Raw genomic sequence first — 12,802 nt, forward strand, 5'->3', positions numbered from 1 at the left:
CGGGTGTGTCAAGGCGGGAAAGCGTGCCTTGACACACCCGGCCGCCGACTGAAGGGATAGCTGGGATGAGGGGCGGGGGAGGTCTGGTGACGTCGCTGGTCCCCTTACGTCGCCGGCCGCCGGTTCGCAGCGCCCCCAACCTGGCTCGCACTCCCGGCCGCCGGTTTGCTCAACCCCGCACGAAGCGCGCCACCTGTTCAGCCAGCTCCTCGCCCGCGTCCTCCTGCAGGAAGTGCCCCGCCCCCTTGATCACCGGGTGCTCCAGTCCCTGCGCGCCCTTCATCGAGCGCCTCAACACCGGTGCCATGCCCCCGGTTATCGGGTCGCCGTCGGAAAATGCCACCAAGAACGGAATCTCCAGCTCGGTCAGCGTCTTCCACGCCTCGCGGTTCGCCGACGATGCCGGGTTGTCCGGCTGGTACGGCACCAGGCCCGGCATTGCTCGCGGGCCCGCCTTGTACATCTCGTTCGGGAACGGTGCGTCGTAAGCCGCCCTCTCCGCTTCCGACAACACCGACTTGCACCCCGACTGCACGAAACGCGCTACGTCCAGCACCGGGGCCTTCTCCACCGCCGTGCGGAATGCGTGCCACGCCGGCGGCATGTCGATGTCGCCCGTCGGCAGGCCGGTGTTCGAAGCCACGATCCCAGCGAACCGCGATGGCGACGAAGCCACCATCCGCAGGCCGATCAACCCTCCCCAATCCTGGCCGACCAACGTCACGTCGTGCAGGTCCAGGGCGTTGAACGCGAAGCCGTGCATCCACTCCACGTGCCGGGCGTACGAATGGTCCGCGAGCTCGGCCGGCTTGTCGGACCGGCCGAAGCCCACCAGGTCCGGGGCGATCGCCCGCAGGCCCGCGGCCGCCAGGACCGGGAGCATCTTGCGGTAGAGGAACGACCAGCTCGGCTCGCCGTGCAGCAAGAGGACCACCGGGCCGTCCGACGGGCCTGCCTCGACGTACCCCACTCTGATCCGGCCGCCGTGGGGGTCGGCCAGCTCCGCGTAGCGGGGCTCGTACGGGAACTCGGGCAGGTCCGTGAACCGGTCGTCCGGTGTCCTCAGCAGGCGCACCTACCCCACGGTAGTGGGGAACGTCAGGAAATGCCGACCGCCACCACGAGGCCCAGGCCGAGGTGGGCCGCCGCGACCACGATGCTCACCGGGGCGAACTTCTCGCTCTCGATGGTCGAGGCCACGTCGATGCGGGTGGCCCACTCCAGGAGCCGGACCGCGATCACCTGGACCGCGATCCCCAGCAGGCCGTAGACCAGCGAGGTGATCAGACCTTCCGTCAGGTCGCTCGCCGAGTTGAAGATCGCCACCACCACGATGAACGCCATCGAGAGCATCCCGGACGCCGTCACGATCACGGCGTTCGGCAGGCCCTGGGTCACCAGCTTCGACAGCTTGCCGGGCGTGGTCCAGTCGATCGCGTAGAAGCCGGCGAACATCAGCAGCAGGCCGACGACGCCGTACAGCAGGATCGCGCCGATCCCCCGCACGAGGTCGGAGCCGAACGTGTCGGACAGCGCAAGCGTCGAGGTCACGAGTTTTCTCCCAAGAGGTCAGCGATGGGGTGTTTTATCACGACTCGACGATGCGATGTGGGACGAAGGCGGCACCGTCGTCGGTCACCAGGCCGCCAGTCTCTCGGATGCCCAGGCCGGCGGAGGTGTCGCCGACGATCCACGCGCCGAGCGCCGGCCGGTAGCCGTCGAACTCGGGCAGGGGGTCGAACGCCTGGTAGACGAAGCCTTCGGCGCCGTACACGCCGTCGGTCTGGGTTTCGTAGCCGGTCGCGACGATCTGGACGTTCGCGCCCTCGCGGCCCAGCTTCGGCTTGCGGACGTACTCGGTGAGCAGGCCCGGGTCGTCGGCGAACGCCGGCAGCAGGTTCGGGTGGCCCGGGTAGTTCTCCCACAGGATCGCCAGCAGCGTCTTGTTGGAGAGGATCATCTTCCAGAGCGGCTCGATCCACAGCGTCCGCGGCAGCGACTCGACGGCATGGCGGCCGAACTCCTCGTCGACCACCCACTCCCACGGGTACAGCTTCAGCACGGTCGCCATCTGCGCCTCTTCGAGGTCGACGAACCGCTTGAGCACCGGGTCCCAGCCGATCTCCTCGATCGCCAGGCCCACCGTGTCCAGCCCGGCCTCGGCCGCGGTCTCCTGCAGGTACGCCGTCGTGACGTTGTCCTCACCCGACGGGTCGGCCGCCGACCAGGTGAAGTGCAGCTCGTTCGACGGCAGCTTGTCCTGCAGCTGCGACCAGCGCTCGACCAGCTTCTCGTGGATCGAGTTCCACTGGTCGTCGTCCGGGAAGACGTCGGTCTTCCAGTGCCACTGCAGCAGCGACGCCTCCAGCAGCGTGGTCGGCGTGTCCGCGTTGTACTCGAGCAGCTTCGCCGGCGACTTGCCGTCGTAGCGCAGGTCGAACCGGCCGTAGACGTGCGGGTCCTGCCGCTTCCACGACTCGGCGATGTGCGGCCAGACCCACTCGGGGATGCCGAAGCGCTGGTAGCCCTCGGTCGTCACGACGTTGTCGACGGCTTCCAGGCACATCGAGTGCAGCAGTTCGACGTCGGCCTCGAGGGACAGGACCTCGTCCATCTCGAAGACGTAGTGCACGGACTCGTCCCAGTACGGCCGCATCCGGCCGCTGCTGTCGCGGGCCGGCGTGCCGTAGACGAGCCCCTGCTCTTCGACGATCCGCTGCCAGTCGCGCCGCGGCTCCCGCCGGTCCCGGTACACCTACGATCCCCCGCTCTTGCCGCTGCCGCCGGTGCCCCCGGTGCTGCCGCTCTTCCCGCTGATGCCGAAGCCGCCGCGCTGGACGGACTTGCCGGACTTCGTGTTGACGCTGGTCCGCGACGACGGCGCGTCGTACGTGCCACCGCTCACCCGCTGCCCGATGACCCCGGTGCCGCCGTAGTTGTAGCGGTAGCTGTTGTAGCCGCCGCCCGGGATCGGCAGGAACAGGAAGCCGCCGCTGTGGTAGCCGCCGTGGCTCGTGACGTAGTTGTCGTCGCAGTAGTCGTCGTTCTGGACGACCCCGTTCGAGTCGGTGCAGACCGCCGTGACCTCGCCCTGCGGCTTCGCGACCGTGTAGAACGTCGCGACCAGGCCGACGAGCCCGACCGTGACCCCGCTGCCGATCAGGATCTTGCGCCGGGTCGCCGCCTTGGCGTCGGCCTGGCGGGCCAGCTCCTCGTCCCGTTCCTCCTGGGCCAGCGCCTGCTGCCGGGCCCGCTGCTCGGCCAGCGAGGGCTGGCGGGGCTGGGTGTTCGAGTCCTGAAACCTCATCGAGCCGCGCTTCGGCGGCTCGGGGGGCGGCTGGTCCCCAGTATTGTTGTCCTGCGTCATGTGCGCTCCGTAATCACCGGCCACCGCGAAACCGTGACCACCCTAACCACCCGGACCGCGCACGTCATGCGCGGCGCGGGCATCATGGACTGCGATGTCTCCCAGCGCCGATCGGTTCCCCACCGCCACCCAGACGCTGCGCACCCGCGTCGTGATGGGCGGGATCTTCGCGGGCGCGTTGATCGCGCTCGCGCTCAGCGTCGTGTTCTCGTGGAGCGACGGCATCACCGGCGGGTCCGGTGGCGGCGCCGGCAAGCTGTCCGCGGCCGCCCAGGAAGCCTTCCACTCCCCGCCCGGCAGTTGCCTGACCTGGGACAACCCGGACGCGAGCGACGCGCGCAAGGTGGCCTGCACCGAGCCGCACCTGTTCGAGGTGACCACGCTCGTGGACATCGGCGCCCAGTTCCCGGAGGGCGCCCCCGTCCCGTCGCTGGAGCAGTGGCAGCAGATCGCGCAGCAGAAGTGCACCTCGGACGTGAAGCCCTACCTCGGGCACAAGCTCGACCCGTACGGCAAGCTCACGACCAACCTGCTCCGCCCGACGCCGTCGCAGTGGGACGACGGCGACCGCCAGCTCCGGTGCGGCCTGCAGTGGGCGGGCCCCGGCGGCAAGCTGCTGCCGACCACCGGGCCGGCCAAGGACCAGGACCAGTCGCTGGTCTTCGAGCCGGGCACCTGCCTGGCCCTGCTCGGCAAGGGCGTCGGCGACCCGATCGACTGCACGAAGCCGCACTCGTACGAGATCGTCGCGACCCTCGACCTCAAGACGAAGTTCAAGGAGGGCTACCCCTCCCAGGACGACCAGAAGGCCTGGCTCGACACCGAGTGCAACAAGGCGGCCGGCGACTACACCGGCGGCGCCGACCTCGACGCCAAGAAGCTGATCCTGACCTGGGACCTGCGGGAGCAGGAGAGCTGGGACACCGGCTCGACCAAGGTCAACTGCAAGGTCGCCTCACTGCTGCCCGACAAGAGCGGCCTGCAGGCGGTGACCGGCAGCATCAAGGCCGCCCCGGCCGGCCCGGACGGCGGCCAGCCCCAGGACGGCGGCCCGCCTTCCGACGGCGGCGGTGGCCCGGCCACGTCGAACTCCGCCCCTCCGTCGACGAAGCAGAACGGCTGATGGCCGTCGAGATGAGCCGGGAGCGGTTCGAAGAACTGGTCTCGGAAGCCCTGGACGAGGTGCCGGCCGAGTTCGCGCGCGCGATGGACAACGTCGTCGTGCTGGTCGAGGAGTTCAACGACGAGGCACCGGACATCCTCGGGCTCTACCACGGCATCGCGCTGACCGAGCGGACGTCGTCCTACGGCGGGGTGCTGCCCGACCGGATCTCGATCTACCGGCAGCCGATCCTCGCCATGTGCGAGGACGAGGACGAGGTCGTCGAGGAGGTCCTGATCACCGTCGTGCACGAGCTGGGCCACCACTTCGGCATCGACGACGCCCGGCTGCACGAGCTCGGCTGGGGCTGACCCCGGCCCGGATTCCCGCGTCCCCTCCCCACGTTCCACCGAATTCCGCGCTTGCCAGCGGATACTGTCACGAGATTCACCGTTAGTGACAACGTGACCACGCGCAGCCATCTCCGCGGTTATCCTCGTACGCGAAGTCGTCGGGCGGCGTGCGGGGGAGGCACAGTGAACGAAGCCCGGAACGACGGGAGCGGCCGAAGACTCACCTGGCTGCTGACGTCGAGCGCGGCATCCCACCTGGGGGACGGCATCGGCAAGGTGGCCCTGCCCCTGCTGGCCACGACCCTGACCCGCGATCCGGTGCTCATCGCCGGCCTGTCCGCCACCCAGTTCCTGCCGTGGCTGCTGTTCGCCGCGGTGGCCGGCGCGCTGGTCGACCGGATCGACCGGCGGCGCGCGATGATCGTCGCGAACACCGTCCGCGCGGCCGCGGTCGGCGCGCTGGCCGTGCTCGTCGCCACCGGCGGCATGACGATCTGGCTGGTCTACCTGACCGCGCTGATCATCGGGACGGCCGAGACGATCGCCGACAGCGCGGCGAACGCGCTCATCCCGGCGGTCGTCGGAAACCGGTCGCTGGACGCCGCCAACAGCAAGCTGCAGGCCTGCGAGATCGTCGGCCAGACGTTCCTCGGCGGCCCGGTCGGCAGCCTGACCTTCGCCCTCTTCGCCGCCTTCCCGTTCATCCTCAACTCCGCCGGCTTCGCGATCGCGGCGGCGGTGCTGCTCGGGCTGGCCGGCACTTACCGCGCGAAGGCGGAGACGCCGGTCGCACCGGCGAAGTTGCGCACCGAGCTCGCCGACGGCCTGCGCTGGCTGCGCGGGCACCCGCTGCTGCTGCGGCTGGTCGTCGTCGCCGGGCTCCTGAGCCTGGTCAGCGAGCTCGCGCAGGCCCAACTGGTGCTGTACGCGCTCGAGGACCTCCACCTGTCCGACGCGACCTTCGGGTTCTTCGCCTTCGTCGGCGGGATCGGCGGGCTGCTCGGCGCGGGCGTGGCCCCGCGGCTGGTGCGGGCGACCGGACGGCTCCCGGTCGTGGCCGGCGGGATCGTCTGCTGCGGCCTCGGGTTCGGCGGGATGGGGCTGGTGCGCTCGCCGGTCGCGGGCGCGGCGCTGTTCGGGCTGTTCGCGGCGGCGGTGGTGGCAGTGAACGTCGTGCTCGCGACGGCCCGGCACACGCTCGTGCCAGGCGAGCTGCTCGGCCGGGTGCTCGGGGTGTGGCGCACGGTCGTCTGGGGCGCGATCCCGCTCGGCGCGCTGCTGGGCGGCGTGCTGACCGAGCAGCTCGGTTCGGCCGCGCGGACCTTCGCGGTGTCCGGCGTCGCCATGCTGGTGATCGCCGCGTTCGCGGTCGGCGCGCTGCGGCGGTTCTCCCTCGGTGACAAATCGGACTCAGCCGCGGCGCTGACCCACCACGATCCGGGATTGTGAGCTGAAATAGCTCCTCACCCAGGTGGTGAGGAGGCAGGCATGCGCACCGTGGACCCGGGGACCGGCACCGACGCCGATCCGGACTTCGACGAGCCTTCGGAGGAGGTCGAGGTCAAGCCGCCCCCGCCGGCACGCCGGTTGCTCGTGCTCTGCGGGGTGGCCGGGTTCGTGCTGGGCGGCAGCGTGCTCGGGCTCCTGTGGGGACTGTCCGGAGTGCACGCCGGCGCGCTCGACGACGCCGTCGCGGCGTGCCAGGCGCTCGACCGGGTGGGCGAGCTGCCCGACACGAGCCGGGACGCGCAGCCGTCGCTGACCCCCGCCCTCAGCGGGGAGCGGCTGCACCGGATGGTGGCCGCGCGCGAGCTGTCCGCGGCCGCCGCCCAGGTGAACGCCAACTACCAGCCGCTGGCCGACCACATCGACGGCGTCAGCCGGATGGTACTGAGCCTGCACTTCAACGACATCTCCGGCCAGCGGCACCTGACCGAGGCGAAGGAGATCTGCGGCCGCATCTAGGCGGGGTGGACGGTCTTCACGGCGAGCTGGTTGCCGGGGATCGTCGTGCCGGCGCAGCCCGTGCCCTCCGAAGGCACGAAGTTCGACGCGGTCTCCTGCGGCAGGTAGATGCGCAGGCCCCGGACCGCCGTCGGCTGGCAGGCGCCCGGGTCGAAGTTCCGCACGTTGACGAACTGGATGTCGGCGGCCGCGGTCTGGCCCGGGTTCAGCTTGACGGCGTTGCCCTTGGTGCCTTCGCGGAAGGCGTCCTTGCCGACCTGGTGCCCGTCCGGACCGGCCACATACGACACGCCGGGGAAGCCCTGGATGGTGCAGGGCTCCGCGCTGGAGTTCGTGATGAGCAGCGGCCGGTACACCGAGCCGGCGCCCGCGTCGCCCTGGCCGAGCGAGAGCTTGACGTCGCCGGCCTTGCACAGCCCGTCGTCCGCGGGCTGGGCGACCGGCGGCGCGGCCGGCGTGGCGGACGCGCTCGACGTGGCGGTGGTGACCGTGGGGGTGGCGGTCGGTGACTCCGAGCTGGACGGCGTCGAGCTGCTCGCCGCGTTGGTGGTGCCGCCCCCGCCGCAGGCGGAGAGCGCGAGAACGCCCGCCGAAGCCGCGACGACCGGGAACAACCGTGAAAGCTTCATGTCAATCGCCTCCCTGGTGTGGTGCTACTGGGTAGACGTACCGGGACGCGGCCGGGTTGGCTGCTTTCGTAAATTCCCCACCAGGCGTGTTCTAAACGTGACGGAATCACACTTTCGGGATCTTCAGAGCGGGGTGTCGACCCAGGTCAGGCACCGCCACCGGCCCTCCGGCTGCGCCACCAGCTCCACCAGCCCGGTGTTCGGGATCAACGCGGCGTTCGCGACGTCGGCGTGCACGTTCGGGGCCAGCCATTCGCCGGTCAGCCGGATCGCGCCACCGTGGCTGACCAGGGCGATCACGCCGTCCGGGTCGGCCTGTTCGTGCTTGGCGCGCAGCCGGCCGACCGCGTCCAGCATCCGGGTGCGCACGCTGGTGCCGCTCTCCCCGCCGGGCAGCGACGGCGCCAGCTCGCCGAGCGTCCAGCGCCGGACCGTCTCCATGTAGGTCCGGATCGACTCGTGGTCGGTCGCCCCCTCGAGATCGCCCGCGACGACCTCGTGCACACCGTCGACGACCTGCACGTCCAGGGAGAACCGCGCGGCCAGCGGCGCCGCCGTCTGCTGGGCGCGCGTCGCCTGCGACGCGTACACCGCGACCAGCGGCTCCTCCGCGAGCCGCGCGGCGAGGGCGTCCGCCTGCCGGCGGCCGAGGTCGGTCAGCGGCGGGCCGGGCAGGGCGGTGTCCAGCGCGCCGCGGACGTTCCCGTCGGTCTGTCCGTGGCGGATGAGCAGCAGCCTCACGCCAGGTCTCCCTTGCGCACCGCGTCGGCCCACACGGCCGCTTCGACGAAGTCGTCGTTGCCGAAGCCGTCGACGATCGTGGTGGGGACGCCGTCGGCCCGCGGGTGCGAGCCGAGGAACCGCAGGTTGCGGCAGTGCCGGCGCAATGCCGTCAGCGCGTCGAGGACCCGCGGCTCGGCGACGTGGCCTTCGAAGTCGATGAAGAAGCGGTACTCGCCGAAGTTGTTGCGCGTCGGGCGGGCGTCGAGCCGGGTCAGGTTGATGCCGCGGCCGGCCAGTTCGGTGAGCAGCTCGGCGAGCGTGCCGGTGCGGTTCGCGGCCGCGGCGACCACGGACGTCCGGTCGGCGCCCGTCGGGTCCGGCAGCTCGCCCGGGCGACGGACCAGCAGGAACCGCGTCGCCGCGTCGGAGACGTCGGCGACCTCGGTGGCCAGCACCTCGAGGTGGTAGTGCTCGTTCGCGACCGGCGCGCAGACCGCCGCGTCGAAGTCGCCCTCCAGCACGCCGACCGCGGCGGCCGACGTCGACGACGACGCCACCGCGTGCGCTCCCGGCAGGTTCGCGTCGAGCCACTCGCGGACCTGGGCCAGCGCGTGCGGGTGGCTGGCGACGGTCCGGATCTCCCCGCCCCCGGGCCGGGTCAGCACGCTGAAGTGCACCGGCAGGATCGTCTCGGCGACGGCGACCAGCGGGGTCGACTCGCTGAACCCGTCGAGCGTGGTGGGCACCACGCCTTCGACGGAGTTCTCGATCGGGACGCACGCCGCGTCCGCTTCGCCGGCGCGGACCGCGGTCATCGCGAGCCGGACGGTCTCGTACGGGATCAGTTCTTCGCCGGCGGCGAGCACCCGCGCGGCCTGTTCGGTGAAGGTCCCTCGGGGGCCGAAGTATGCGATCCGTGACACAGCACCCAGGCTACGGGGCCCGAGCGTGGCGACATTCACTCGGACAGCCGGTACGGGAACCGGTTACGCCGGGTGGCATTTTTTGCGATGCTGAGCGGGTGACCGCCGAATCGGGCACGCACACCGGACGTGAGGGCGCCAAGCCGCCGCTCGCCCCCCGCGCACCGGAGCTGGTGCTGTGCGCCGTCGATGAACCACTCGCCGCTGCCTGGACCGCCGCCGCGCAGAAACTGGCCGGCCGCGTCCGGGTGCACCGCGGGTCGGTGCTCGACGTCGTCGCCCAGGCCGTGGTCAGCCCGGCCAACTCCTACGGCTGGATGCGCGGCGGCATCGACGCCGTCTACGCGCAGGCGTTCCCGGGCGTGGAGCAGAGCGTCCGCAGCGCCGTCCTGGCCTTCCACGGCGGCGAGCTGCCGATCGGCGACGCCGTGGTGGTGCCGACCGGCGAGGCCGAGCCGGCCTGGCTGATCAGCGCCCCGACCATGCGGGAACCCGGCGAACGGCTGCCCGCCGACACCGTCCACCCGTACCTCGCCGCCCGCGCGGTGTTCCTGACCTGGCGCGACGGCCGGCTCGACCACGGCCCGGTGCGGGAGTTCGTCGACACGATCGCGATGCCGGGTCTCGGCACCGGCGTCGGCGGCGTCGCCCCCGCGACCTGCGCCCGGCAGGTCGCCGCGGCCTGGGCCGAAGTCTTCGGAAAAATGTGACGCTGGGTGATCAACCCCCGGGAGGGGGTGGACTACGTCACAGCGCTTTCACCGGCCGTAAGCCCTACCGTTAATCACGCAGGTGAACGTCCGCCAGTGCAGGCGACGGCCGGAGGAGTGTGCGATGACCCGGGTCCGCGAACTCAGCCCGTATGTCGAGCTGCACCGGGAACAGTGGAAAGAACTCAGGAGCTCGACCCCGTTGCCGCTGACCGCGGCCGAGCTGCTGCGGCTGCGCGGTCTCGGCGAGCAGGTCGACCTGGCCGAGGTGGCCGACGTCTACCTGCCGCTGTCCCGCCTGATCAACCTCCAGGTCGCCGCCCGCCAGCGGCTCTACGAAGCGACGACGACGTTCCTCGGTGACGACTCCCGCGGCACGAAGGTCCCGTTCGTGATCGGCATCGCCGGGAGCGTGGCGGTCGGCAAGTCGACCACCGCCCGCATCCTGCGCACGCTGCTCGCCCGCTGGCCGGACCACCCCCGCGTCGACCTGGTCACCACCGACGGCTTCCTCTACCCGCGCGCCGAGCTGATGCGCCGCGGGATCATGCACCGCAAGGGGTTCCCGGAGAGCTACGACCGCCGCGCGCTGCTGCGGTTCGTCACCGAGGTCAAGTCGGGCGCCGAGCGGGTCGCCGCGCCGGTGTACTCGCACCTGGCCTACGACATCCTGCCCGGCCAGGAGCAGGTGGTGCAGCAGCCGGACATCCTCATCGTCGAGGGCCTGAACGTGCTGCAGCCGGGGCCGCGGCTGATGGTGTCCGACCTCTTCGACTTCTCGATCTACGTCGACGCGCACACCGACGACATCCAGCGCTGGTACGTCGAGCGGTTCCTGGAGCTGCGGCACACGGCGTTCGCGGACCCGGCGTCGCACTTCCACCACTTCGCCGGCCTGCCCGACGACGAGGCCCGCGCCGAAGCACGCCACCTGTGGCACTCGATCAACGAGCCGAACCTGATGGAGAACATCAAGCCGACCCGCCCCCGGGCGACCCTGGTGCTGCGCAAGGACTGCGACCACACCATCAACCGGGTCCGCTTGCGCAAGCTCTGACCCGGTCACGCACCTCGTCACCCACATGCCGCGCTTTCGCACGCTGAGCGAAGGCGCGCACACGATTCGTTGACCCGCGACGACTCTCCGCGCCGGAAACCGGCCGTTCGGCCGAGGCGGGCCGCTGAGCCGTAACCGGTTGGCCGATACCGGGCATGCGTTGTGAAAGCGACCCTGAAGGAGTCAGGAAAACGGCTCTGAGCTGGGGAGGAGGCCCACGATGTTCACCATGATCCTCACGTGGGTCGGTGCGGTGCTCGGTCTGGCCTTGCTGATCGCGATGGCCGCGGGAACCTTCGTCGTCGACTTCGACGACCGGCTGCAGGAGCGCCGCAGCAAGGCGAAGCCCGCGGAGCACGCGGGCCCCCTCCCCTAGCGATCAGAGCTCGGCCAGCGCCTCGACGTAGGCGTCGGCGTCGTACTCGAGGTTTTCCGCGTCCAGCAGGCTGTTTTCCAGCGTGTCGATGAGCTGCTCGAAGATCTCGTCGCGGTCGAGCTCACCCTCCTGCAGGCGCTCGGCGGCCTGCCAGACCTCGGCGGGCTCGTTGTCCCACAGCTGGTCGACGATCGTCGCGCGCAGGATCAGCCGCTGCTCGTCTTCGTCCTCGTCGGCCTCGGCGATGACGAGCGCGCGGCGCTGGTCGGCGTCGGTCGGGTCGAGGTCGACCTCTTCCTCGTCGATCTCCGTGGTCGTCGACGGCACCGCGAACATCCGGCGCTCCAGCGCGTCGGCCAGTTCGGTCGGCGACAGGTCGCCGGTGTCGGCGAAGTAGCGCTCCAGCGGGGAGTCGTCCTCGTCGGTGTACTCGCTCAGGTAGTCCTGGACGGCTTCGTCGAGGGCGGCGATCGCGGTCTCGGTCAGGTGCGCCCGCTCGCCGGTCCACTGCACCCAGGCCAGCACGACCGGCTCGACGGCGTCCTCGTGGTCGGCGTCGAGTTCGTACTCCTCGCCGAGCAGCCCCTCGAGGAACCGCGCGATCTTCTCCGGCCCGACGCGCAGCGGGTTGCCCGGGTCGGTGCGCAGGCCGTGCTCCAGCAGCAGGCTGCCGATCGAGCGGGCGGCGTCGGCGTCCTCACCGCTCGCCGCGACGAACTGCTCGACGACGGCCGCGCGTTCGGCGTCGGACCACTCGGCGACCTCGGGCACGAGCGCCGGCTCCGGCAGCGCGCGGCACCAGGTGAGCGCGACCGCGTGGAAGCGGGCGTAGTCCTCGCTGACGTCGGCCTCGTCGAGGTGGTCGGTGGCGGCGAGGCCGTCCGCGATCAGGCGGTGGGCTTCGGCGGGGTCGACGGCCTCGAAGAGGACCAGCTCCGGGTCGGCGTCGGATTGCTCCCGCATCTCGGCGACGACGTCGGCGGGCCCGTCGATCACCACGAGGTCCCGGACCCGGCCGCCCTCGGTGAAGTCGAGCAGCGCGAGCAGGCCGTACGCCCGGTCGCCGTGGGTGAAGACGCACAGCAGGGACGACTCGTCGCCGTAGACGTCCCCGGTCCGCCAGCACTCGCCGGCGGTGACCCGGCCCAGCCCGGCGGCGAAGGCGGGCTCGGGGATGCCGCGGCCGAGGACGACCTGCAGCCCGGCGTCGGCGGCCTTGCGCTCGACGTCGGTCTCGGCGACGACCTTCAGGGCGGCCAGCAGCGCGGCGGCACCCGGCGTGATCTTGCGCTGGGCGAAGCCGATGAGTTCCAGGCCGAGCGGCTCTTCGCCGTCCTCGACGGGCAGGTCGCGGAATTGGCCGAGCACCTCGGAGGCGAGCAGTTCGACGTCGACCGGCGCGGGGTCGGCGCCCAGCGCCGAGAAGTCGTTCAGGACGTCCTTGAACAGGCCGGTCACGCTGTGCGTGACGGGCTGCGGCTGCCTCTTGCGGGCGCGACTGACCGGGCTCATGGCCTCATGCTTTCACTTCACCGCGAACGGGTCGCGGTGGCCCTGGCGCGGGTCCCGCCGGGTGCTCGACGGGGAGGCGCCGAGC

At 71.2% G+C, this 12,802-nt stretch carries 15 protein-coding genes; 7 read left to right on the forward strand and 8 right to left on the reverse strand.

Going from position 1 to position 12,802, the window contains the following annotated elements:
* Window positions 1–169 precede the first annotated feature (169 nt).
* Genes ACWEF6_RS37475 through ACWEF6_RS37490 form a run of 4 tightly spaced genes read right to left on the reverse strand, consistent with a single transcriptional unit; the run spans window position 170 to window position 3,367 of the window.
* Window positions 170–1,075: a haloalkane dehalogenase gene (locus tag ACWEF6_RS37475; protein WP_449687296.1), complete on the reverse strand. Its 906-nt coding sequence runs from the start codon at window positions 1,073–1,075 to the stop codon at window positions 170–172.
* A 23-nt stretch (window positions 1,076–1,098) separates the two neighbouring features.
* The gene (locus tag ACWEF6_RS37480) at window positions 1,099–1,551 is read right to left on the reverse strand and encodes a DUF350 domain-containing protein (RefSeq protein WP_310968184.1); all 453 of its coding nucleotides are present in this window, start codon (window positions 1,549–1,551) and stop codon (window positions 1,099–1,101) included.
* 37 nt (window positions 1,552–1,588) lie between these two features.
* A complete protein-coding gene (locus tag ACWEF6_RS37485; protein ID WP_449687297.1) occupies window positions 1,589–2,755 on the reverse strand; it encodes a glutathionylspermidine synthase family protein in 1,167 nt (388 codons plus the stop codon).
* Window positions 2,756–3,367 (reverse strand): hypothetical protein, encoded by a 612-nt coding sequence (locus ACWEF6_RS37490; protein ID WP_449687299.1) that lies wholly within the window; start codon window positions 3,365–3,367, stop codon window positions 2,756–2,758. It lies immediately after the preceding gene.
* 94 nt (window positions 3,368–3,461) lie between these two features.
* On the opposite strand from ACWEF6_RS37490, the gene ACWEF6_RS37495 reads away from it, so the two are divergent.
* The 4 genes from ACWEF6_RS37495 (at window position 3,462) to ACWEF6_RS37510 (ending at window position 6,787) form a co-directional block, all read left to right on the forward strand.
* Entirely contained in the window at window positions 3,462–4,490 is a 1,029-nt protein-coding gene (locus ACWEF6_RS37495; protein ID WP_310968187.1) for a septum formation family protein, read from the forward strand.
* Entirely contained in the window at window positions 4,490–4,840 is a 351-nt protein-coding gene (locus ACWEF6_RS37500) for a metallopeptidase family protein (protein WP_449687300.1), read from the forward strand. The genes ACWEF6_RS37495 and ACWEF6_RS37500 overlap by 1 nt, the downstream gene beginning before the upstream one ends.
* Window positions 4,841–5,005: 165 nt before the next feature.
* Entirely contained in the window at window positions 5,006–6,271 is a 1,266-nt protein-coding gene (locus ACWEF6_RS37505) for an MFS transporter (RefSeq protein WP_449687301.1), read from the forward strand.
* A 39-nt stretch (window positions 6,272–6,310) separates the two neighbouring features.
* Window positions 6,311–6,787, forward strand: a complete 477-nt coding sequence (locus ACWEF6_RS37510) for a hypothetical protein (protein ID WP_449687302.1) — start codon at window positions 6,311–6,313, stop codon at window positions 6,785–6,787.
* Here ACWEF6_RS37510 and ACWEF6_RS37515 read toward each other — a convergent pair.
* The 3 genes from ACWEF6_RS37515 to pheA all read right to left on the reverse strand — a co-directional run bounded on the left by ACWEF6_RS37515 (window position 6,784) and on the right by pheA (window position 9,062).
* Window positions 6,784–7,422: a DUF4232 domain-containing protein gene (locus ACWEF6_RS37515; protein WP_449687320.1), complete on the reverse strand. Its 639-nt coding sequence runs from the start codon at window positions 7,420–7,422 to the stop codon at window positions 6,784–6,786. The two genes, ACWEF6_RS37510 and ACWEF6_RS37515, sit on opposite strands and share 4 nt — an antisense overlap.
* Before the next feature lie 117 nt (window positions 7,423–7,539).
* On the reverse strand, window positions 7,540–8,157 hold the full coding sequence (locus ACWEF6_RS37520; protein ID WP_449687303.1) for a histidine phosphatase family protein: 618 nt from the start codon (window positions 8,155–8,157) through the stop codon (window positions 7,540–7,542).
* Window positions 8,154–9,062, reverse strand: coding sequence for a prephenate dehydratase (gene pheA / locus ACWEF6_RS37525; protein ID WP_449687304.1), 909 nt, complete (start codon window positions 9,060–9,062; stop codon window positions 8,154–8,156). Before pheA ends, ACWEF6_RS37520 begins: the two co-directional genes overlap by 4 nt.
* A 98-nt stretch (window positions 9,063–9,160) precedes the next feature.
* Here pheA and ACWEF6_RS37530 point away from each other — a divergent pair, with 98 nt between their 5' ends.
* The 3 genes from ACWEF6_RS37530 to ACWEF6_RS37540 all read left to right on the forward strand — a co-directional run bounded on the left by ACWEF6_RS37530 (window position 9,161) and on the right by ACWEF6_RS37540 (window position 11,205).
* Entirely contained in the window at window positions 9,161–9,772 is a 612-nt protein-coding gene (locus tag ACWEF6_RS37530) for a macro domain-containing protein (RefSeq protein ID WP_310968193.1), read from the forward strand.
* A 124-nt stretch (window positions 9,773–9,896) separates the two neighbouring features.
* Window positions 9,897–10,829 (forward strand): type I pantothenate kinase, encoded by a 933-nt coding sequence (gene coaA, locus ACWEF6_RS37535; RefSeq protein ID WP_360166014.1) that lies wholly within the window; start codon window positions 9,897–9,899, stop codon window positions 10,827–10,829.
* A 220-nt stretch (window positions 10,830–11,049) separates the two neighbouring features.
* Window positions 11,050–11,205 (forward strand): hypothetical protein, encoded by a 156-nt coding sequence (locus tag ACWEF6_RS37540; RefSeq protein WP_449687305.1) that lies wholly within the window; start codon window positions 11,050–11,052, stop codon window positions 11,203–11,205.
* Window positions 11,206–11,208: 3 nt separating this feature from the next.
* On the opposite strand, the gene ACWEF6_RS37545 is transcribed toward ACWEF6_RS37540, so the two are convergent.
* A complete protein-coding gene (locus ACWEF6_RS37545; protein WP_449687306.1) occupies window positions 11,209–12,717 on the reverse strand; it encodes a hypothetical protein in 1,509 nt (502 codons plus the stop codon).
* Window positions 12,718–12,802 lie beyond the last annotated feature (85 nt).

This window comes from Amycolatopsis sp. NPDC004772 (assembly GCF_053601215.1).